General features: G+C 55.8%; 2 protein-coding genes. Both read right to left on the reverse strand.

Annotated elements, in window-relative coordinates; all coding sequences use genetic code 11:
• Positions 1 to 722 precede the first annotated feature (722 nt).
• Positions 723 to 1,244, reverse strand: coding sequence for a hypothetical protein (locus PLANPX_RS10660; protein WP_152098716.1), 522 nt, complete (start codon positions 1,242 to 1,244; stop codon positions 723 to 725).
• Positions 1,231 to 25,263, reverse strand: coding sequence for a choice-of-anchor Q domain-containing protein (locus PLANPX_RS10665; RefSeq protein ID WP_152098717.1), 24,033 nt, complete (start codon positions 25,261 to 25,263; stop codon positions 1,231 to 1,233). The genes PLANPX_RS10660 and PLANPX_RS10665 overlap by 14 nt, the downstream gene beginning before the upstream one ends.
• Between the last annotated feature and the right edge of the window lie 100 nt (positions 25,264 to 25,363).

Below are 25,363 nucleotides of genomic sequence, written 5' to 3' on the forward strand. Positions count from 1 at the left end.
CGCCGTCGCGAAATATGGTCGCGGCATGAGATGATCATCGCGAGGTAGCAATTGACACGCCAATCGCAAGCTAGTGCGATTCTGGGCGAACCAGTCCGACTAGGCCCCTAAGACTGCCTAAGCTATGCAGCGACATGGCTTAGCGCGAGTCGCCGGTTTTGAGGCCTGGGGCTAAGAAGTTATTCGTCGTGGACGCTTTTTGTATCTGGAGTATTTCCGGCGACACAATTTTTAAAGTGCGGCTCAACATGAGGGTTAAGCGACGATGGCGTGACGCTAGGCGACCATGCGACTAGTGACTGCGAAATGGAACGAGCCAGCTACGAAAAACAGCGCGGGAGCGAGAACTCGAAGCGTGGCCCCTCGGCGCGGTCAAAGCTGTCAGAATAAGCGGTCGATTTCAGTAGTTCTTTTGGTCAATTGGCGAGGCAGAGCCGCCGGCTGTTCGCCATCAGCTTTCAGCCAGACGGAAGGATTGTCTCGGCGTAGGATCCACAATTCACCATGCACTTGCCTTCGCACTGGCAGTAAAGCGAGTCAATAAGCCGAACCGTGGTGCGTCTTCATCCCCAGCACGTTTGACTGTGAGGCCAAGAAAACCCCGCTACTGCAAATCCAGGCTCGTTCGCCAAGATTTAGTTTTCTTCCTTGCAGGAGAGGGCAGGTGGAAGAGGCAGCGACTTTACGGTCTGGCATTCGAGAATTCCGGGGAATTAATCCCATCATTCTTGCTCGATACGCACGCTTTCTAGATACAGTTCATCAGAAGCGATTCGTCTTTCCAAGGCTATGGATCGTTCGTAATCAACCTTTTCCCTAAAAGCGGCAACCGAACCTCCGGGAATTCTTATCAAGACTTCCCCATAGTTATTTCTATCTTGGTTAAAAGTAAGTCCGGAGCACACTAGACGCTCGACAAATTGACCAATGGTTGTTTCGGAATTGAACGCAACATCACTCACATTGAGGCCGTCCGTAAGCCGCAGGGAATTATTGTCATCGCGGTCTTCAAACACAATTTCAATCTTAATTACTCTACTTCCGCTTTTGTCGAATACAATGCCAACATCTTCATACGACCATACGTTGCTTTGATCGCAGCTTAGCGTAGCCTTCCCTTCCCACCACACAGGGATGCCCAATTTGGACTTCACAAAAGACTTCGAGTCTCCGATCGCTAGTTCACCGAACTTGCCGGTCATAAGAAATGATTGAAAAGACACTTCCATTTTATCTCCCGACATATGGGACGATCTGATGTATCTCAGGCCGGGACGTCCCCAAAAGCGAGTGGGCTCGTTGCTGTGTTACCACCTCTCCAAGCTGAGGATCATACAGGACTTGTCGACCACTTGGCAGTACTCGGCCGTATATAACATGACTTCGACTAAATAAAGCGTAATGACCAGGGGTGACGACCTCGGCAAAATTGGTTGGTTGCCGAGCATAGGTCGAAGTTACACCGAGTTTTTCAAAATAGTTGATGGCATCAGTGCTATGTCTAAATGGACTCGTAGTTCCACCCCGAGTACCGAACACGCGTGCAATATCATGCGCATCTTGAAACGAGCGTCCTTGAAACAAAATCAACTTGTTACGCAGAACTGCTCCCACGCATGCCACACAATTATCCAATAGCCCTCCCGGATTGATCGGACCGCCATGTACGCCCGGAGCGCTGGGAGTGCCTAGATGCCAACTTGTGGCAAAGAAAGTGCTTGCAAGCCCTCGTAGTGAAGTTAATCGCCCAGCGCTTGAGACACCAGCGCCTGCGTAAGCGACGCTCGTGGCTCCTGGACCAGAAACAGTGATGACTCCAGTACCAAGCGGCCCCTCGCTTTGCACCGCGACGCCGGAGACGCTCGGGACGCTTCCAGGACGAGCCGGGAAAAGACCGCGAATGCCGCGGTAACCGGCATATGCAGAAATCCCTGCAGCAAGTCCTGCCGTCGCTGCGTGATATCCGGCTTGGAAGTAGTTTCCTTGTTGATACTGGTTGTACGCGGCTCGCCCTCCGCCAATTGCACCCGCTCCGGCCAGCAAAGCGGCTCCACCATTCACCGCCCACGCTGGCGCTAGAGTCGCCACCGTGCCAAAGGCGCCGCCGGCAACGCCGCCGACGCCCGCGGACGAGATGGCGCCTTCCCAGCTGAGCATGTGATCAGGATCAATGGGCTGATTATGGTAGAGATCATCGGCCATCTGGGCGTTCTGCCCCCAAACCCAAAGAGTGTACCCAAAGAGCGCTCCCTCGAATGCGGCTTTAGGATTGGCCACGACGCCAACCGCGGCCAATGTAGACCCTAGGACAACGCTGCCATACAGGACCAGGTCGGACGTTCTCGCTAGATTTTCATCGCCAACGTAACCGCGGAGCGTCTCGCCTGCGGACCGCTGCAAGCCGGTCCAAGTCCCGCCATCGTCGCCGTAAATCTCCGCCAGGTCGGCATCGCTCAGTCCGGCAGTTTCCCCCAGGAACCGATCCCGAGCGGGGTTATTGTTCATGAAGCGGTAGCCGTTCGGTCCACCGCCGTCGCTAGCGTAGCGGCTTGAGAACGGATCGTACCACCGGCCGCCGAAGTTGTAGAGTTGGGCCTGTTCGTCCCAGCGTTGCCCAGCGTAGAACTCTGGCGCGGCGAGCAACGCGGCGTCGCTCACGTCGCCAAAGAGTACTGCGTCGGCGCCTGCGGGGGCGCCGTTCTCAATGTGCAGCGGTTGCTCCAGTCCGTAACCATCGTAGTTGTGATGAAGGAGCTTCCAAACTCCAGTTGCGGAATCGAAATGGCCGACAGTGCGGACCGTGCCGGAAGGGTCGGCAAAGGTCCAAACGGCTTTACCGTCAATATCGAGGGCTGCCACGTCGCCCGCTGGGGAAACGAACGCGGCCGACTTGATCTTCTTGGCTGAGTCTGCCAAGTCAATCTCGAAGATGACGTTGGAACCATCGACGACGTAGCCAGTGAACTGGTCAAGGGCTGGCGTAACGTGATCGACTTTCTTAGCGATTTGCCGGCCCAGGGCATCGTAGGCGTAGTCAGCTCGATAAACTAGCTGGCCTGGCACTCCTTGCGAGTGGTACTCAACTGACAGCAAGCGGCCGCGATGGTCCCACGCATAGTCGTAGTAGTAGCCATTGGTGGCGTGCGTCGGGCCATTGGGAATGATGTCGATCTTGCGCGTAAGCCTACCTTCATCGTCGTACTCATAGATGTAATTGCCATCGTTGCGGAGGCGGTTTTGACGAGTGATGATAGTCAGCGGATCAAGCTTGTTGCCGCCGTCATCTATTTTATCAGTGCCAGTATTCTCGGGCGTCTGCTCGTCAATAGGCGTTGCGAATAGGGGGCTAGAGTTGGTGCGTTGACCGCTCGCGTCGTAAGTATATTGGATCCGTCCGTCATAAAACTCAGTCGCGAGGGCGTCGGATTTATTGAATGTCTGACCTGCAATTGACGTCAGCCCGCGGTCGTTTTTGGTATTGGTGTAGCTAGAGATAATGTTGCCGCCATCGCGGCGGTGATCTAGCTCGCTTAATGAACCATCGACCGCGTAGCTGTATTCCGACTCCGAAATAAGATTGGCCGATAAGTAGTCGGCTGCTTTAAACCGAGAAACTTTTTCGCGCGTTCCGTTAGCGTTAAACACAAAGGCAATAGACTTGTCGACGCCGACTTGGCTAGCCCATTTCGACGCCGCGTCTTGATTGACGTCTTGCGCGACGCCATCAATACGGTTCAATTGGTCGTATCTATAAGCATTAGTCAGGATATTCATCCCGTTAATCGACCAAGTTTCTGACGCGAGACGGCCGACTAGCAGCTCATAGCTATTGGTCAGCGTGCTGCTTGAGGCGGCGCCAAGGAATTCGAACGCTTCCGTATTCGTTATAAGCCGCCCGAATTGGTCGTAGGTCAATGTGATTGTCGAGGAATCGCCGTTGCGATCGACGCCGAGGGCGCCGTCGATGTCGCCGATCCAGGCGTCCTGGGCCTGCTTTAGCGACCCGTCGGAATTCAGGACGGTGGTTGACGTGTATGTTGCGCTATTCGGGTAAGTGGCCGTTTCGGTGCTCGTGCGAGTTGCGGGGCTAAAGGATTTTGTGATCGTAGGTTGGTTGCCGTCTTTATTGTTGCGGTCTTTATAAGTCGTCGTCAGTCCGTTGTAAGTCCAAGCGCGGGTCAACGTCTCCGTGCCTGCGATGTTGCCCTCCGAATCGTACGTGTCAACAACGATCGACTCGGTTTTTACGCGACCAAGCTTGTCGTACTCCCAGGTCGTGACGTTATCGGCGGGATCATCTTCTGCCGAGGATCCTGAAACGGCGGACGCGCCGTCTTTGTTCCCGAGAATTTGCCGCAGGTTCAAGCGATTACCGGCCGAGTCGTATTCGTACTCCACATGTTGGCTGCCGGGAGATGCAACAATGCTCGGAAGCCCTAGGCCGGTGCTGGTCGTGTCATAAGCAAACCAAGATAGCGTTTGCCCCTTCGCATCGGCGACGATTCTGAGCTGACCTGAATCGGTGTAGAGGTTAGTCTGCCGTAGGACGAAGCCGGCTAAGGAAGCATCATCGATGAAGTCGCTCTTGTCTTTGACTTCGTCGGTCGCACCGAGATTACTAGTGCGATCGGCAGAGATCAGCAGATCGCCCTTCGTGTTGAAGACTTGGCGGCTAACGCGAGTTTCGTCGTGAATCCGATTCGTGTTATCGATCTCCAATTCGCCGCGCTTGCTGGTGACGCGCGTCGTCACCGCGTAGGCGAGCTGTTCGGGGACGTATGCGTAACTGTAGAGCGTGACCGGCGCATCGTCGTTCGATGCATCAGGCCCAGGATCAGGCTGCTGCACGGCAATCGGATTTCCGAGAGAATCATACAGCGACTTCGTTGCGGCGCCGGTAGGCGCGGTAGTGACGACGTCCCAATTGCCCGAGATTTGGCCTGGCAAGAAATAGTCGACATAGCTGCGGATGCTATCGCCGAGAGTTGACGCCCCGTGCTGAATCGTCTCGCGAAGGCGGTTCAAGCCGTCGTACTTGTATTCAACGATGCGCTTTAGATCGCCGGCCTCTCCCGTCGCGCGGTAGAAGACCTCTTGCGCAACGTTGCCGGCTTGGTCGTAGACGCGGATCGTCTCGCCACTAAGAGCGTTGGTCTCTCGAACCAGCTGGCCTGCGGCGTTGAGGTATTGTTTGGTCGTTAAGTCGTCGGCTTCGCCCGATCCGTTTTTGACCGTCGACGTTATGACGCGAACCAAGTCATTGTCGATTTCGGTGAAGGCTCTATCATGCTCGATTTTTTCAAAGGCGTAATCGAATTCCGTGATTTGTTCTAAGGCGTCGACGACGCGACGGGTTCGGCCTTGCTGGTCGTATTGGTACTTCGTAACAACCTGCACTGCATCCTTCCTGTTATTACCCGTTCCTTCGTAGATTCCATCCTTGCGTGCTTCGTTTTGTTCGAGGACATTGCCCAGCGGATCGGTTTTGTAGGTCACCTCCGCGCCGAGCGACGCCATAACCTTCGAAGAAGCCAGATAGCCGAGCTCGTCGAATGCATAAGTGCGAGCCGCTTGGCCGGCCTGGCGCTCGAAGACGACGTTTCCGGCGCGGTCGTAGGCGAGAGTCGTCGCTAGGTCGTCAGTCAGGTTGTCAGCGCTAATGTCGTTAATATCAAACTTATGCTCGGAGTTGATCCGGCCGAGGTTCACTCGCTCGGCAATGCGCGTGGGCTGGTCGTGACGAGGATCTGCGTAGAAGTAAGTTGAGTGAGCGCCGGTGAGAAGATTTCTCTCGGAAATCAGCCGTCCGAGAACATCGAACGTTGAGGCGACCGTCAACTTTGTTTCGCTGCTGTCGACCGCACCCGCGTTTAGCGACGCCAGCGTGGCGACGCCTGAGGTGACAGTCCACGATTGCCGTTTGGCCGGATCGGCATACTGATTGACTGCGGAGCCGTTGGGATTGGCGGTCGACTTCAGGGAACCGTCTTTGTAGTAGGTGAAGGATGTGGTTTGTTGAATGTCCTCGTCATTTGGCTGGCCGGAGTAGTGCGGCTCGTATTCTGCGCCTTGAGCGACTGTCGTTGATTTCAATAGGCCGCGTTTGTCGTAGACGTACGTCGTCGCAATATTCAATGCGTTGACAACTTTGGTGGTCGCACCGTCTGGGGCGTAGTCGAACTCCTGCGAAGAGAGGATGGCGCCGGTCGGCGATGCGACCGTACTTTCTCGCAGCAACCCCGTTGCGTCGAAGTTAAACGTGGCGACCGAGAGTTTATTCACGGAGGTGACTTCGTCGAGGTAGGTTTGGGTCGATTCGACGAAACCATACCCGTCATCATCGCCGTTGTACTCGTAAGTGGTGACGATCGTCTCGTCGTCGCTTGAGCCGGCGAGCAGCCCGCCGTCGACGACGGTCGCTTGCCTTACCTGTCGACTCTCCTCGAAGTATTCGTAGGTCGTTTCCAGTCCAAGTGGATCAACGTAGCTTTTCGCCAAACCTTTAAGTGCGGCATCATCTGCCGGTTCATCTCCGTAGTATCTCCAAACTTCGATGTAGTCCTTTGCGCTATCGCTCGTGTCGACCGCGTCGTCCTTGCCCCGGATCGTGCGGGCTTCGAGGGTTTGGCCATCCTTGTTGTAGCGATACCGAGTGACGACGCCGCGAGAATCGACGTGCTTGACGAGTTTGCCGAACGCGTTTTCCGCGGCATCGCGCGTTTCATACTGGAAAGTTTCGATGCCGGAGTATGACAGGATACTAGTGACGTTGCCGCGGTAGTCATCCGGATCGTACTGCTCAGCGGGAACAAGGTGGCTGTTCGGGTCGAACGCCTGTTTATCGTTCGCATAGGCTCCGTCTTTGTTGGTGAAGGCCCCGTCGATTGGCTTCTCGTAATCGTACGAGAAGTAGGTTGTACGACCGAGGGGCTTGGCATTTCTTGCTTCATACGCCGCGGCGAACTCATTTGACTTTTTTGGCTCGCGTAAATGCGAGTCCTCAAATGATTTTACCGAGCCGAGATGGTCGTAGGTCCACCGTTGAACACTGAGCTGGGTGGCTGTGGCACTGCTCGTCGGCTTAAACTGTTCCTCAAGTTGCGTCACGTGGCCGCGAGCGTCGAAGGTGTAATTGGAAATCCAGTCGCCGCTGTTGGACTTTTCAACGCCTGTCGACTCGTTCAGCGAGCGGAGGTCGGTGTTCGTCTTGACGGTGGCGATCCGCTTTGGGTTGATTACCGGCTTCGGGTTCGATCCTGCAACGGCAATCACTCCCTCAATGGCAGCGCTGGCGATGAGGTGGGCGGTGGCGGTTTCACCACTGGGCGTATCGTTGATGCCTACAGTAACGGCATTGAGCAAACCGTTAGCGTCATAACCGAACGTTGTCGAGCGGTGCAGATTTCCCGTCGAGACTGAAGTCTCGTACCACTTGTCGAGCGTCATTAGGTCGCTTGAATAGGCGAACTCGCGAATCCGGTCATTCTCTCCAGGTGATTTTGCGGTGATTCTCCTCAGCTCACGAGTGGAACCGTCAACGGTGAATAGGTACTCCTTTGTCGTGTCGTTTCCGACATCTATAGATTCGACTCGCGGATTGGTAGTGTCGCTGTCGGAGGCGTAGTGGAGTGTTGTCGTCGCGCCATCCGTTCCGGCTATTTTTATGATGTGCAATGGATCGGTTGTTCCATAATCACTCTCTGAGTCGGCATAGTCGAACGTCATGGGGGTTTTTACGCCGGGCGCTTTGATCTGCTTGATTCGCCAGGCGGGAACTGTTTTGGAAACCAGGTCTAGCGTATTCTTGGCAACCATAACCTGTTCGAAGGCATATTCCACGCCGTCGCGGTCAGTATAGACGATGCCCCCGTCTGATAAAGACTTGAGCCGTCCCCATTCAGCGCGATCTTCTAGCGACGTGTTGACGTTGACGGCCTCGAACGCGCCGTTGCCGTATGCGTAACGCTCGCTGCTGCTGGTCGCGCCTTCTCCTGGACGGAATAGGCGAGGCGCCTGACCCGGGAAATAGACGATCAGACGGTCGTTTGCGAGGTTGTAATCAAAATTTGGTCCGTCGAATTGGTCGTCAACAAACAGTTGCGGCACGCCTTCTAGCGCCCAACCATTGCCAAACGCCGGCGTGTAGTTCCACCAAGCTGGGCTTTTGTCGCTATCGCCATCACTGCCTTTAAAGTTGACGTCTGTGACTTTGCGCTGCACGACGATTGGCGTCTCGCCGTGTTGCGTCAAGGTAAAGATTTCATCCCCGCCGTCGTCCGGAGCGCCGTTCTCGACTGTGATTTTGAACTCGACTTCCCAGCTATAAACGCCCGTGAAAAGAGGCGCGTCTGCAGGCTGGAACGAGAACATGAACTCCTTCACGTCCCCGAAGGTTTTGATGTTCGGGTCGTTTAGCGCATTGACAGATGTCGGAACATCATACGTCGCTGTGATCTCCTGCAGCTCCCGCGACCCACTGGCGTCGCCATTGACGTGGTCAATCCAGCGGAACGTCGCCACGATCTTCTTCGGCCAGACGTCATTCTGGCGTTCCAGCGTCGCCTGAATGACTGGGCGGGGATTAACTGTGGCTGAGTCGTAGATGAGCCCCGGCAGCGAAAGTTCAGCCGTTCCGCCGGAGCTGTCGAGAATTAAATCGTGGCGGCGGATAAGTGCGCCGGCGTTGAGATCTACCGTCGCATCGCCGACAGCCTGGATGTCTCGCCCTTCTCGCGCCGGCTGCCTGGCGATCGCGCTCGCGGTCCATTTTGATGCGTCGACTTTTTGCTTCGCCGGTGCTTGAGAAGTGCTTACGGAATCATAGACGTCAATCGGGCCAAGCGACTGACGGTGCGGTTGGACCACGGCCAGATTTGGGGAAACGGAAATTTGGAAAAGCGTGGCAACAGGTTTGCCATTTTTCGGAACATTATCAGTCAGCGAGATTTCGAAGGTATGCCGACTGGGGAAGTGACTTGTGGAGAAGCCGCCGCTAGGAGTGTCGCTCAGATCATTGATTTTGCCGTCATGATTGATCAGCAAATCGCTTGTCCCTGACTTTGTCAGGAACACCTTGCGCAGCTGGGGATCAAGCGTGGGCGGAGTTGAAAGCTTACCTGCGGCGACGGCCCATAGGTCAGTTGTACTTTGTGCAGGCTCATCGTCATTGTCGAAACTCGAAAACGAAGGGTGGGTGCTTGGTTGCGTGTTGCGCAGTTGAACGATTTCTAAGACGTCGCCATCCGGGTCATAGAAGTAGTCGTTAACATCTAGCACATAGTCCGTGTCTCGCAGCACCTCGATGGGCGATTCAAGAGTCGCGGCCTCGTTGCGCGCGATTCTAGAGTCTCCCAAGAAAACAGGCAGATCATTCTTCACCTTTATGGAGAAGTTACCCTCGGCAAGCTTTGACGACGTGCCAATTGAGAAAATCTTGTACCTGATTGAATCGGTCGCCGTGAACCGCGACCCTTCGTCAACGGTTAGCTTGCCATCTTTCGCGAGGTCGGCTTTAGGCTTGTAGGCGAGCGAGCCATCTGCGTTCAAAGACAAGACGCCAAGCGTGAAGTCCCCCGTTCCTTCCTTGACGACTGCCGGCTTGCCATTGACGTAATCGACTTTCAGCTTGGCTGACTCGCTGCCGGCGGAGAACTCGACGCGGAAATCGCCCCGGTTAGCGTTGTCGAAACCAGCAATCGGGTTAAAGGCGAGTTCCTTACGATGAGAAACTTCGTACTCGGCCGAGACGATAGCAGGGATCGTAGGTGCGGCCGGCTCGGTCGCCGCGACAACGTCGATGCGTACTCGAGCGAGAGTCGATTTTCCGCCAGCCTTGACGTCGACTTCGAGCTCAAAACTACCGAGCCCTTTAAGTTTGGACGCATTGATGACTCGAATGGCTCCAGTCTCGGAATCGACTTCCAGCGCAGCTGACCCGCCCGTGGTGCTTCGCTTTGCGTAAGTGATCGGAGCCTTTTCAGGATCAAAGCCGATAACGATGCCGATCGTGGCTCCCTCGTCGACGCCCTCCGAGACGGAGGTGCGCAGCTCCGGACCAACCCAAGGCGCCTCGTCCGCGTTTTCAACGTCAATGCGGACCAGTCCGACGTCCCAATTAGAGGCTGACGAGATTTGCGTGGCTTTAACCTGCAGCAAGTAGCTGTTGTACTTTTCCGCATCAAGAAGCGATGAGTCGGCGACGCTTATTACTCCGGTGTTAGCGTCAATTTTGAATGCGCCAGAATAGTTGCCGCTGATGATTTCATAGGTAAAACGACGCCAATTTGGCCCCGCAGCAGCGGTCGTGACGACGTCGCCGTTGGCTAAATTCTCTTTGACCGAGACACCGAGGTTCGGTAAGACAGGCGGGGCAATGTCGGGTCCGCCGTTGTATTCAGTGGCGCCAATATCTCGACTACTATCGAGTGTTGCCGGTACATAGCCCCGCTGATCCACTGGTGGCGCCACGGTGGAGGTCGTGTTCGGAGCGATAATGGCTGGATTATTGTTCCCCGCATTGCTCAGAAGATAGTTCTTCGTGATGCCGTTGTGGAAATCGAGCGCTCCATCGAAGATCACATGGGTAGTGCCGATGAAGTTATCGGACACGCCCGTTAAGCCGCCGGCGCTGTTCGAATCGCCGATCAGATTTCGAGTGCTTCCGCTGGTTCCTGTCACGAACACGACAGTAGTCGGAGACGGCCGACCCACGTCATTGTTGGAGGTCGTTGCGGTGTTCTTGGCGATAATCGTATTTCGTGAATGAATTGAGGCTGCGTCGCCGTAGATGCCGCCGCCCGTTACAGCTTGGTTGAAGGCAATCGTAACGTTCGTCAACTTGAGCAGATTATTAGTTCCACTGGCGTAGACGCCGCCGCCCGTCGTCGCGTAATTGCCAGCGATTGTCGTGTTGGTAACGTCAACGGTAGATCCGTCAAACTGGCGCAGTCCGCCTCCCTGCACGGCTGGCGACATCGCACTGCCATTGGCATAAATTGCGCTTCCCGCGAACTGGGCATTCGCCGCTTCGACGTTAACGCCAGCGCCGTACGGCGCATTGTTCGCGGTGATCGTGGTGTCGATGACTTGTAAGTAGGCGCCCGTTCCCGTCACGGCGACGCCGCCTCCAGAGCCGTCTGCTGCGTTTCCAGAAATGATCATCCGATCTAGGACGAGCGTGCCGTTGACCAATACGCCGCCGCCGTCGTCGTCGGCGCCTTTTGCCAAGCCTTGAGTGATCGCAAAGTTACGGAAAGTCGCCGCGCCAGCCGCAGTGACATGGAAGACTCGCGAACGATGCAATGCATCAATCTGCCCGCTGATTGTTAGTCCGGACGGCGAGCCGTCGGATTTCGTCCCATCGATGTCAACGGCCGAGTCAATGATCAATTGGTCTGGGAGGCCGTCAAGGCTGCCGTCGAGATTGGCGAGCGAGATCGTCGAATTGCTCGGGAGATCGAAGGTGATTTTGTCTGATTTTGCATCGAGCTTCGCCCACATGAGGGCTTCGCGCAGGCTAAGCGTGGCGCCTGTCGTCGGATCAAGGTTTAGTTCATCCAATGTCGTGTTGACGATTAGATTAACAGGCTTTTGAGCCCTATTAAAGACGACATGCTGCGAGCCGCCGATGACGCTCTCAATTTCGTTGCCAGTAGTGAGCGTGAGCTTGACGACCTCTGATAGCGGTCCGCGCGTTACGGTCTGCGTCCCCGCGTAGCCAAGAGCAATCAGTGCTCCAGCTGAGCCCTCTCGCCAATCGGCGAACTCAATCGCGTCGTCACCTGCCGCATCGACGATCGTTACGTCAGCGGCGAGCTTGTTGCTGACGACGAAAATGTCATCCCCGACGCCCCCGTCGACCTTGACCGTGCCAGTACCAATATAGATCTTGTCGTCGCCATCTCCGCTGCGAACGACGATTCCTTCTGGGCCAAGGTTTGGCAGGGAAGCGGGAACCAATTTGCGGAGATCGATCACGTCGTCTCCGTCGCGGCCGGTAATCGATAGTTCCTTCACGTCGTTGGCGCGAACCGACGTGAGTCGCCCATTGATCCAAATGTAACTTTGTCCGCCATAGTCGCGGACCTCGATAGAGAGCGAATCTTCTTCTAGGTCGAGTGCATTGATACGGAGCGCGCCATTCCCATCGAGAGCAGGTTCAACGGCCTCGCCGTCCCCCCAACTGAATCGCTGCATGAAGACATCGTAGTTGTACGTTGCGACGACAGCCGACCCTACGAGTTGGAACGCTCCGTTTGGCCCGCTCGCGAGCTGGAGGTATGACCATCCAGCTTCGGTCATTTGCGTAAAAGGACCGCTGATGATGGAGTTGCCTTGCTCGTCGAAAGTGCGCCAGACGGATGAGATAATGTTCGCCGCGGTTTCGGTTTCCCCGTATCCAGTGCTTCGGCTCCAGGCGATCCCCAGCCGTCCTTCATGATCGGACGCCATCGCAAGCCCGGAAACTATCTCGCTGCCAGGCCAGTAGACGCCGTATTGAGTGCCGAAAACGCTGTGAGCCGCTGCAAGTTGGACGGGTTGGCTATCCCAACTGACGCCGTTCCATGTTCGAGTGAACAACTTAGAAGTGATGACTTGAAAGAGGTCTGAGTCCGTCGTTACCTCGCTGCCAACCGCACTGTGCCATGCAAGCGATACGCCTTGGCCTGATGCAGCAACCTCGACAGATTCGAAGCGGTAGCTTTGCTCTTCCAAGCTTCCATCGGGAAGTTCGTTCTCCACTACGTCGACTTGAGCGACCGTCTGCAAACTTCCTAACGCGCTTCCGCTCAAATCGAACGTTTGTAGATAGAGCGTAGCGTCTGGCATGTCGTTTCCATCGGCAAACGCGACATAGAATTTCCCGTTGGCATACGTCAGGGGGTGTGATCCGCTGAGGCTTTGGTTGCGGCCAGTTGGGGTTGTAAGCAACTGCAGGGGCGACCCGATCGCGACGCCAGCGGAAGTAAACTTCTGCGAAAAAACTCTAGTCCCCGCATTGAGCGTCCTGCTCCAAGTCATCATGAAGGATCCGTCATCAGCAAACGCGATGGCGTGGGACGTATCGGAGAAAGAGCCGAACGTCAATTGTTGCGACCCCGGCGGCTCTTTAAGACTTTGCCCGTCTAGAGTGTATGTTTTCGCAAAGACGTGCGAGTATCCGCTGATTGTTTGTCTCCATGCAATGAGAACGTTGCCAGAGCTATCAACGTCAGCGCGAACTCCAGTTAGAATGCTCGCCGCCGCGACGAGGAACGATCCGCCCATCGGGGAGCCGTTGGGATCGAACCGGCGCGCGTAGATGCCCGTTCCTGACGGTCCCCCGCCGCTCCAAATGTGGAGCGAGTTTCCAGCGGCGTCGATCACAACTTGCGGCGAAATTTGATTATTGGTGCGATACCCGCTGTCGCCGTTAATTACAATCGGCTCGCCGATGCGCGGAGACACGGCAACGGCTGCGCCCACTTCGCTAACAAAGCGTTGCGTAAAGATTTCGTCGCGCGTGCCTGAGGTTCCGACAACTGGCTTAAGCGTCGTTAGTTGGAAAACTCCTGAGCCATTGGCGCTCAGTCGCGGCGAATGCCAGGCGTCGGCATTCTCGTAGGAGCCGTGATCGACCCATTCCCCGGTCTGTTCGTTGAAACTGCGCCATTCGACGTGCAGGACTGACGCATCGTCGGAGAGGCTAGGATCCTCGGAGGTTGACCACGCAATGCCGATGCGTCCTGAATCGTCGGCGGCCAGGTCGAGGCCGTTAACCCAATTGATCCAGGAAACGGGCCCTGAGGCGGAGGCGGGAGTCAATTCAGCTGCATCATAGTCGGGGATGTCGCCCGTCGGATCGCCGTAAGCGTAGATGACCGTTTCCTGCTCGGATGAAATGACGCCTTCAGTGAAGACGTAACGCCGCAAGTGGATGCTGCGGTCATTGAAATCCGCCCAAGCAACGTACTGCGAGTCGCCGAAGGTAGCGACCGCGCTGTATCGTTGATCGCCGGAGAATCTGTCCGGAATGACTTGAATAGCGCCGATAACTTTGTACTCAGACGATTCATATAAATTCGGCGCGCGAAATCGACTAAAGTAAACTTGCCTGCCGTACCCTTGAGCGAAATCAGCTCGCTCCCAGGTGGCGGAGAAAGTACCGTCATCGTTAACTTCGAGCGAATTAAAGCTGGCTGAACTAACGCCTTCAAAGCCAACTTCCGGGATGTAATGCGGAATGATTACGCCGACGGACGGCTCACTCGGAGCGTAATCGAAATAGTTATAATAAGGAGGCGGCGTTTCAACGATCCCATCAATGCCGATTGTGTACTCGCGGGCGTACAATTGGGTCTGGGCATTTAACGTCTCGCGCCAGGCTACAACGAACTTGCCGTACCGATTCGCCGCCACTCGCGGCTGAAACAGAGAAAATGACGCGTTGACCAAGGTTCCAACAGTGAATGAGTTTATTTGAACACGGGGCGCTTGATTGCCGTCACTGAAAACCACTCGGCGCCCAAACAGCTCATCCGCCGACCTCCATACCACAATGAAGCTTCCATCCGGCAAAGCCGTCACATTTGGCTCGAAGTATTGAACGCCTGGATCAACTAAGAACCAGGTCGCTGCAGTCGCTTCGTCGTCATCTGCAACCTGACCGTTGGAATTGATTCGTTGACCATAGATTTTCCCGCCGGACTCCCAGACGATCAGCGATTCCCCTTCGGCATTGACTGCCGACGTGGGCGTGCGTTGGTCACCCGATGTGGGTGATGTAATCGCGACGAGGCCGCCGTCAGCTGCCGAACCGCTGATGGAATTGCCAAGCGAGTTCAGCGACGTCTTCTGGCCGACGAATCCAGCCGTTTGGTCCCAAGCTCGGAAATGCAAGGCATTCGCAAGCGTGCCTTGGAACGATTCGTTCGGAACGAAGCGAATTCGAGTCTGGGCATCGGCCTTTAATGGCAACGCGGCGCTCTCGCTGACGAAGCCGACCTCGCGCCAGGTAGCGCCGCCGTTCGTCGTATATTCAAACCGACCACGCTCAGCGACGGCCGAATCGACGGCGACAAGCACTAGTCCCTTTAGCGCTCCTGCATCTTGATCGAAGACGTTGCCGAGAAGCTCGCTTGCCAGCACCCCGACGTTGTTAGCAGCCGACGCATTGCGACTCAACGGTATCTGTGCGAACTGCTCGACATCCAGAGAAGGGGCGTCGTTCCGATCCAGAATCGAAAGCGCAAAGGAAACGGAATTTGAGACAATTGGCGCCAACCTTGCGTCTGACGCGGTAATTGTCACATTGAGTACGGGATTCGTCTCAAAATCGAGCAAGGCCGTCGTCTTGAGACGCAGTTCTCGCCCAACGACTTCGAACATTGCCGCGTCGGAGCCCGTCAGCGTGAATTGATATGGAAGATTGGCGTCGTAGAGGAGTTGCAGATTTGCGGCGCGGATTCCTGCGGCGGTGTTGGCGTCTTCGGGAAGCGTTGCAACGCCGTTCACTACAGCCAGGGACACCGGCTGGATGACTCTGTCGTAGATAGCGACTTCGTCTATTTTCCCGGCATAGTACGCGTCGGAGGCGGAGTTGCTCCGACCAACATAATTTTGCGTCCTGGTGACGTTTAGCGGTACGGCGGTTGTTGATCCCGTTAGGGCTAGCTCGACGCCATTCTTGTAGATTTTGACTTGCCCAGAGGAGCTAATAGTGGCCGTAAAGCATTGCCACTCGTTAAGACTGATGGCGTCAAACTGAGTCTCAACAATCGCTCCAGGAGTTGTGCCGTTCCAAACCTGCACAAAAAGTTTGTTAGTAGTTCCTTTGCGAGCGAAAACAATGTTGTTATTCGCAGAACCATTTCCTAAATCAACAATTCGGGCTCCCGATTTGACGCTAGTGGGGTAGATCCATGCCTCGATCGTGATGCCATTCGTGAAGTTGGAAAAACCATCGGGTAGATCAACGTAGTCGTTCACTCCGTCAAATTGGGCAGCAGAATTACCAGTAATTCCTGGGCGTCCGCTAGCTCCAAGCGTGACGCCGCCGCCGTAAAAAGCATGCTTGCCCTTCCCTGAGGCGTCGCCGGCGTGCGTTCCCGACGCCTCGTTGAATTGGTAGAGCGCCGACAGAGGCCGGGTCGACGACGCACCAGCATCGACGACTGGACTGCCCCCCATTGGCTTGTGCGTCCAGCTTGGTCCGCCGTTATCGGCGAGAACATCGAGCTTGACGTTTAAAGACGAATGATAGACGTCGCCGTTCCACCAATCAAAATATCCGCCAATGAAATTGGTTCCCCACGCTCCGTTGCTGCCAGGCAATGCCAATTCAGTCTTCCGATCATATATTTTGGAACCGTAGACATCGCCGATAAAGCTGTAGCTCACGACGCCGGACGTCGCCTCGTTCCTAAACACAAGATCTGAAGATGAATTCGGATCGTTTGGCGTCGGGTCGAGTATTGGATCAGCAAGCTCTAGATCCGCCACGCCGCTATTCTGGGCGATAATCGAATGTGCAATGTCAACTGTTCCGTTGAATTGCTGAACAAATATTCCGCCGCCGCCGCCGTTGTTAACAACGTCTTGACGATTCACGCGATTGGCCGTGACGGTGCTGTACGCGAGGGCGAGTTTAGAATACTCGCCAACTAAAATTCCACCGCCATGAGTCTCAGCGTAGTTGCCTGAGATGGTGGCATTCGTCGCGTCCAATTTTGAGAGGGTGGAGCTAGAGCCGTCGCCGAAAATACCGCCGCCTTGCTGCGCGTCATTCCCGCTAACTGTCGACGAATCCAGCGTGAATACGTTGTCTTTGAAGTAGATGCCGCCGCCTTGGTAGGCCGAGTTGTCACTTATCGTCGATCTGGAAATTTCGAGCGCGCCGCCGACAGCGTAAACGCCGCCGCCACGCGTCTCGACAATCTCACCGACTAAGGGAACTCCTGAATACTCGTGAATACTATCTCGGATATAGACGTATCGTCTTGGGCTGCCGTCAGGATTGGCTGGATGCAAGTCATTACCACGCACGACGCTATCGCGCACGTTGGCTACCGCTCCGCCAACGACGCTAATGCCGCCTCCGTAGTGATCGCTCGTGTTATCGGCGATAAGGCTTCCTTCGAGGGCGTTGAACACCACATTCGCGCCGGCAACATGGATCCCACCGCCTGAGGCCGCTTCCACGACAGACCAAGCGTACGAGTCGGGGCGAGGAAGCCATAAATCTCGGGCATAGTTGTTCTGAACCTTCACGTTCCTAAGCGTCAAGCTTTCTACCGATCGGATGCCGGCGCCACTGCCTTGCACTTCTCCTCCTTGAACGACCAGGTTTTCAAAGGTCGTTAGGAGGGGAGTAGACGAAACCAAATTACCGTCATCGATGTTGAAAACTCTATTTCCGAACGCATTCTGGGATCCCGAAACGGGCTTGCTTCCAGAGACGTCGATAGTAACTCCGCCCGACGGGCCCATGATCGTTAACCCGTCCGCAATTCGCAGCTCGCCTCTCGTAAGTAAGAGCGGAGAACCGGAGTTGATCGTAATCGTCTGAGCGCCCGGCTTGATGTTGGCAAGCGCGATCGCTTCGCGTAGGGAGAGATTTCCGCTGCTATAATCCAGATCGATCACGTCAGAAGTCGTGCTGACGAGGAGAGAGGTCGGAATTGAGGCAAGGTTCGGCGATTCGTAGGCGCCAATATCCACCCATTTGTCGAGCGTTGCGTCATTCAAAGCGTGTACTTCTCGACCGAAACCGGCTCCGCGCTGATCAGTAACGACGAGGCCCCCGAAACGCACTTCTCCAAGTCCAACGCGACTGCCGCCGTTGTTGTCGGTGATCTTGATGTGCACCGCGTTTGCAACGACGGAACTGATTGATAGCTTCTCGCGTCCGCCGCTAAGCCCGTGCGTATGCGTGTACGTCGTGGCAGCGCCAAACGTGTCTCCGCCGTCAGTCGAGAACGAGATCTCGAGAGTTCTGGCGTCGACGGCGAACGTCGGATGGTCCCACAGATAGATTTCCTTCAACAAACTCAGGTCATCGAACTTGAATATGAATTCTGGCGGTGCGCCTCCCGAATTATAGTAATCGGTCGTGCGGTCGAATGACTGCCATGAAGCCGAGCCAGTTGAGTCGACATGTGCAAATTCACCAAAAACATCAGCGACAAACGGCTCGCTTGTTACAGCAACGTTGCCAACCCGTTTGAGTCCGGTACGATTGGTCAAGTTGTACGGCGTCGAATAAAAGTCGGTGACGTCAGTCAATTCATGAGTCGATTTGATCCCTACGACGCCGTAGCCGCCCGCGTCGATGGCGGAGCTTGCCGTACTGACCGCTTGAACAAGAGTTGTGCCGCCGTAGTCTCCCAATGCCCTGAGGCCGACGGGCGTCGCTCCTAGGCCGATCTGATTGGACCGTACGCCGTTCGAAAGCGGGAATTGCAGAGGGGACGGATAAACTGGCGCTACGCCGATGATATTGTACGAGCTCTCGGCGTGGATATTTCCAGGATCAGCGAACCATACGTCGTGCGTGTATGCATAGTTGGTGGCGGCGCCGCCCGTGGGGACAGGCAAGAACTGCGAGTAGCCCACGTATCCGTCAGTGTCTGGGCTGGAAGGAGTCCGCGTCAGCACTCCTTGGGCCGTGTTGCCGGCGATGAGCGTGTTGAGCAGCTTCGCAGCGGCGTGCGTTCGCTTGCGATAATCGACATGATAGTCCTTATAAGGAATAATGTAAGAGGCGTCGACCCACAAGCCGCCGCCCTGATTCTTCGCGACGTTTCCTGAGATCGTTGAATTTACGATGAGTAATTCATCGTCTTCGTTAAAGTCGACGGCGTAGATCCCCCCGCCATTCAACTCAGCGTAGTTTCCGGAAACAGTGCTGTTGATAAGCTCGAGAGTCGCGCTCTCGACGACGATGCCGCCTCCTGAACCGGAGGTATTCGAATTCCCAGTAATCGAACTTCCGGTGATTCGTGCGTGCACATCGCCTTCGAGCTGCACGCCTCCCGCTGTCGCTTGGAAAGGAGCGCCGCCGCCGCCTTTGGCGATATTATCAGCGATAGTGCTGTCTTCAATAGAGACTTGGTAGGTCGGGCCTGCCGGACGATCGACTCGCACGCCGATCACTCCGCCGCCTACCGAGGTCTTGTGCTGGTGGCTACCCCCATCCTCGCTCATCATGTTTCCCGAAATCGTCGACCGGCGAATCGCCAGCGACGCCGGGGCGCCAATCGTGAAAGCAGGGTAATAGCGCTCGTCCTCTGGTGGAAAATCGGGGAATAGATGGTTTGGAAGATCGTAGTCCTCGCCGTCTAGCGCGTCGGGCTCGAAGACGATCCGCTCCTCGGTATCTCCGAAGAGCGTTTCCAAAGTGATCACCGAATTAACTCCGACGTGATTTGCGGCGAAGCTGGAATCCTCGATAGCAACCTGACCGCCGTCGCGGGCGTAAATAATGCCTAGGCCGATATTCCGCTGAAACGTACTGTGCTGAACGAGCAATGATGAATCAATGACGTTGATCATTCCGGGCGTACCCTTGTCCGAGTAGTTGTCCTCAAACACCGAGTTTTTAATGTCAACATTCGCGCGGAACATATCGATAATTGCGCGTTCTTCTACCCAGCCTTTGTCGGGATCGCCTAGAGGACGCTCCATTTCAAATTCGCGCGGAAGATTCTTTGTGAAGAGAACTCCATCGAACGTAACGTTGGCGTAAGCTGCGGCGATCGTACCGGCCGTCATGTGATCGTACGTGAAGTCATTGTCATCTAGCACATTGAGCCCAGCGAAGTTGAATGATGCACCGCCGTTTCCGATAAACTGGCTGTCGGTGATCGTCGCGTTGATCTTGCCTACCGTATTGCCGCGAAGCCCGATTCCTTTGCCGTAAGAGAAGGTAGAGCCTTCAATCACTACGGAAATATCGTCGCTTCCCCAATGCTCGACGTGGACGCCCCCCAGATATGAAGTGGCATTTTGGTCGGTGTAAGACTCTGTCGGCGCTACATACTCGCCCGAGACGGAGTCAAGGATCGTAAGATTTCGGCTCGCGAAGATGTCGTCGGACACTCTATCGCTGTAGAGGCTTACCGAGTCAGAGAAACGTCCGCTTCGGTTGCGCTTAAACGTCGATCCCTGAACGAAGAGATCGCCCGTTGCGTAAATCGCGCCGCCACGGCCATTGCGGACATGTTCATCGTCTCCGTCGCCGTCGACGTCACGCGCGTCGCCATACCGCGATGCGCTGTTTTCCAAGAATGTCATGCCATACAGGTAGAGCTCGTCGGCATTGGTCGAAATTGCTCCGCCGTCGCCGTCGATGTCGCCGCCTGTCAACGTGAGACCGGCGAATATCACCGATTCGCTACTGGCGAGAACAGTAAAAATACGACTGCCATCGCCGTAGGCAGCGCGTTCCTGCGGCGTTGTTAAATCATACTGCTGCGTGCCCAGAGGAGTGGGATCGTACGCCTTGATCGTGATTCCATTCACTAAGTTTTGGGCCGCGATAACCAACGATTTAGAAATGATCAGATCGCCAAGGGGACCCAGTTCAATTGTTCCGCCATCCAACTCGGGCGCGAATCCAATTACCTCTCCGGGCGCTGCGCGCAGAACCGCCTCGCGCAGCGATAGCTTCGCGCTGCCGCCATTTTCGTCGATCAGCGTGTCAACGATAAGCGTCGGTTGCAGCGAAAATTCATACGCGCCGACATCGATGGTCGTGTAGCCATCGAAATCGCCGTCTTCGCGGCGTTCGCGGCCGCGCTGATCGACGATTATGCTGCTGGCCGCTGCATTGCTGCCGCCATCGATGGCGATACTGCCAGGCAGGAGGGCGTGAGTGGGCGTGGAACCTCCGTAATTTCCTAGCGGGCTCAGCTTGATTTGATCGGCGCTGACGCCGGTGATATTCGTATCGCCGCCCAATGGAAATATTCCGGAAACTACTTCTCCAATCAAATTATTAACGCTGGCAACGCTGTAGGAATTGTTGGCGCCCACCATCCCGATATCGGCGCTGGCAAGTACGCCATCATTCTTCGTTGCGTTACGCGCGACAATTGAATTCACGAATTTTGGGATCGAGTCTCCGCCCAGCGTGATTCCGCCAATTTCAACGCCGGCGTCATTGTCATCGACGTCGGCGATATTATCGACAATGGTGACGTTCGTGAACGTTCCGTTGAACGCATATAGATAGACGCCCGCCGCAGTGCCGTCGCTGGTGTTGCCGGATATCGTTACATTTCGAATCGTGCCCCCGCCGTACCGAACGTCAAGCGCCGGGCCGCCGGAATTGTTGATGATAGCGCTGTCAATAATCGTCGGGCTGTACCAGGCGAAGACGCCTCCGCCGGAGTTTCCTTCGACGATCACTCGATCTAGGGTTAGCGCGGCCATGCCGGTCGAATTAATGACGGCGCCATTGTTGCCGCCAGTTAACCGCACTCCCCGAATAGTCGTTGTGAAAGGATCGAGTCCGGAAGCGACGACGCTAAAGACTCGGCTGCGCCCTTGCGCGTTGATCGTCAAATTTTGAGCGCCGGGGCCTTCAATCGTGACGCCGTCGATCGTTAACTCGCCCTGAGTTAGTAGAATTTCACCAGACAGGTCCGGCGAGAAGCGTATTACGTTTTGCCCGGGGGTCTTGCGCGCCAGGAGCAGGGCGCCGCGAAGCGTTAGTTTTCCATACTCTGCCGGCCCGTCGGCAGTTGTATTGACAATGAACTCGGATTGATACTCAACGGCGCCGATGTCGGAAACACTAACGCCTACGCCAGCGATATCGGCGCGGGGAAGTCCTCGCTGGTCGGTTGGCGATGCGACAAGATCGCTTCCGGCGTCGACTGCTGGACTTGTAGGCAGCAGGGCGTGAGTTCTGGTGGACCCGCCGTAAAAGTCCAAAGGTGCAAGACCGTCTGCTTCTCCAGACGCAAGAATTTTGTTGCCGTCGACTCCGCTGCTTAGGCCTCCATAGCCCCCGTTGTAGCCAATAAGGTTGTGGTTGCTTCCCGCGGCGAAATTCAAAGGACCGACGTTACTGGGCGTCGCTGGATTCAGCGTACTGTTACCAGCGATAATCGTGTTCTCAGCGCGAATGAAGTTATTCGCGCCGAAGCTCGCGCCGGACGTCACTCCACCGCCAATAGCTGCGGAATTCTTCGAAATTGTTACGTTGCGAAGAAGATCCTGGTTGAAGTCGCCGTCAATTCGCCAAAGGTAGATGCCGCCTCCCTTTCCCGAGCTGCCAAGCACTTGATTACCCGATACTGTGCTGTTCGATATCGTGAACGCGCTGCTGTAGAGATTGTAGTAGCCGTTCCGCTGAGAAATACCGCCGCCCAGGCCGTTAGTTGAAACGGTTACTTTGTTGTCTGAAATTTCAGAGTCTTCAATATGCAACCAGCCATACGAGTCGATGCCGCCGCCGTTATATAAGGCTTCGTTACCCGTGATGCGAGACTTTCGCAGCGTCAGCGTGCCCCAGAAAGAAATAGCTCCTCCTGTTCCCGCTTTGCCTTTGGTTATAGTGAGCCCTTCAATATCTGCGTCCCCGTCACCGATCATTACGCCGGTCTTGTTCGCACCGCTAATCGTGAGCAGATCGGCGCCAGGACCTAGTAGATGAACGGAACTCAAGGTCAACGGATCCGGATCGGTCCCCACGTCACTGCCGTCGTAGGCGAGAGTAATCGTTGCGGGGCCATGGGCAAACAGATCGCTGCTGAACGAGATCGTTTCCGTCCCCGGCGTGTAGTAAGCAAGTATTAGGGCCTGGCGAAGACTCATCTTGCCTGCCGAGACGTCTGCGTCGGCCAGCGTCGTGACGATGAAGTCAGGCAGATATTCAAAGGCGCCGATATCGGCGATGGCGTTAAGTACGCCGGGGAAATCGTAGCGGGGTAGGCCGCGCTGATCGAGTGCTCCCGCCTCAACGTCATTTCCAGCATCGATAGCAGGACTCGTCGGCAGCAGCGCATGCGACTTCGTGGGGCCGCCAAAATCTGACAACTCAGTCAGCTGCGGATCCTTCAGCGCTGTTTCGCTGCCAACTTGATTGCCGTCGACGCCGTCTCTCAAGCCACTATGACGAGCTTCGCCAATCAAATGAGTCGATTGCTGAAGGCCAAGAATATTGTTCGAACTGTGATTGGTAGGCGTGCCGGCGATGTTTCCCCAGATATCGCGATACTCCGAACTACTCGACTGATTGCCGGCAATGATCGAGTTATGCACGGTAATCGGCGAGCCATAAACGTTGTGCACCCCGCCGGCGACTCCTCCAGAAACACTAGCGCGATTGTTGTAGATCGTGCTTTGAACGATGTAGACGCTTGTGGTGGCGCTGTCGACGCGAATGCCGCCGCCACTAGCGGACGAGTTGCCCGAGATGGTGCTAGTGCTGATCTTTATTGGGGCGTTGGCCGATCCAGCGACGATTATGCCGCCTCCTTTGCCAGCATTCGCCTGGTTTAAGGCGATGTTATTGGAGATCGTGCTGCCAATAATCTCGAGAAATCCGCCGTCGCCAATTACAGCATTGATGCCACCGGCGTCCGTCGCTCGATTGCCGTCGACGGTGCTGTTGACGAGGCGTAGCGCGGCGTCATTTCGACCAGCGAAGTTACGGGTGACGATGCCGCCGCCGACACTGCTTGTGCTCCCGCTCCACGTCGCCTGATTGTTGACGATAGCCGTCGCATCGAGAGTGAGGCGTCCCCAATTGAGAATACCAGCGGCTTCGGTGACCCCGCCGCCGCCCGTTATCGTCAATCCGCTGATCGTCGCTTCGACCCCCGGAGCGACCACGAGGACGCGGTGGGCGCCGGTGGATTTAACAGAAAAGCGACTCGCTCCCGGACCGACGATGGCCACGTTGCCGTCGACTTGAAGTTCCCCTAACGACGTCGTGAGCGTTCCATTGATTAGTGCATCGTCAATTTTAATCTGCTCAGTTCCCGCTAGGTCCCGAGATTTGGCCAGCGCTTCGCGCAGAGTTAGGTCGCTTGACGTAGCGGTCGTGCTGTTGCGATCGATCGCATTGTTGACGAGTAACGTCAGCGAGTCGTCAGCCTCGAAGGCGCCGATGTCCGAGTTTCTACCGAGGCCGTTCGTGACGGGCATATCGAATGCGCGCGAGTGCCCTCTTTGATCGATCGCACCGGCGATCAGATCGCTTGCTCTATCGATAGCGGTGCTTGTATTATTCAGCGCATGCGTTTTGGTTGAGCCGCCGTAGTAGTCTAGAGGGGCCAGCTTAGGATCGACCCATAAGGTCGACGTCCCAACTTGGTTGTCGGCGCCAGTGAGCGTAGCGCCCCCCCACCCTGAGCCGAAGATGTTGTAAGAGCTGCTGACATCGAGATTACCGGCAACGTCGATACGCGTACCGGCATGATTTTTGTTCTCGGCGACGATCGAATTGTGGAGTATCGGCGCGACAGTGTTATTCAGTCGCTGTAATCCGCCGCTTTCGTTGCCAACGTTATAGGCGATCGTGGAATTGACAATGGTGATCGGCGTCAGGCTGTTCTGCATTCGAATGCCCCCGGTGTAGAGCGCTCGATTGCCGGAGAACGTACTATTGGAGATTTGAATGGAACCTGTATTAGTGCCGTCGATAGTTATGGCGCCCCCAGCGGAGTAGGTGAGGGTCTCGAGCCCTAAGCCAACGTTGTTGGAAACAGTGCTGGAGTCAATCACGACTACGCCGCCGCCCACGCTGAGGTAGAGGCCGCTGCCATGCGTGGCTCTATTATCGTCGATGGTGCTGTTAATCACCCTAAGCGACGCAATGTTGCTCGCCCCGTTCTGGGTTAGCGCGCCGCCGCCGAAGCCGCCTGGACTCGTCGTATTGCCAGTGATCACAACGCTGTCGAGCGTGAGGTCGCCGTTGTTGAGTACGCCGCCGCCAGTAAGGACGTTGCCACCGCCGGTGATCTTCAGATCCTCGAGCTTTGCAGTGACTCCAGCGCTGACCAAGAAGACTCGGCTTGAGCCGCCCGCGTTGATCGTTAACTTGTCAGCGCCCGGGCCGATGATTTCGACGTCGCTGCTAACGACGAGCTGCTGCGCCGACGCCAACGACAGCACGCCGCTCAAACCGCTCATGTCGATGACGTCTTTGTCGCTCTCGCCGTCCGCTGCGGCGTGAGCGAGTGCCTCTCTCAAGCTCCACAAGTTATCCGTAGTGGTCCCCGCGACGGCCACATCCGCCAGCGTCGTGATCGTGTAGGTGTCGCCTGCCAGCATCTGCCGCGTTTCAAGCGACTCGATGCGAGACTGCCTTCCCCATGACGTCACTTGTCGCTTCTGGCGCCTTACGACTCGCCGATAACCCAACTTCGCGAGA

Origin of the sequence: Lacipirellula parvula (assembly GCF_009177095.1) — a bacterium.
In the GTDB taxonomy this organism is placed as follows: domain Bacteria; phylum Planctomycetota; class Planctomycetia; order Pirellulales; family Lacipirellulaceae; genus Lacipirellula; species Lacipirellula parvula.

Bases quoted from the DNA above. Each gene is read 5' to 3' on its own strand.
- PLANPX_RS10660 (WP_152098716.1), bottom strand. From the start codon at position 1,244: ATGTCGGGAGATAAAATGGAAGTGTCTTTTCAATCATTTCTTATGACC.
- PLANPX_RS10665 (WP_152098717.1), bottom strand. From the start codon at position 25,263: ATGCTGGCAGGCGACACCTACACGATCACGACGCTGGCGGATGTGGCC.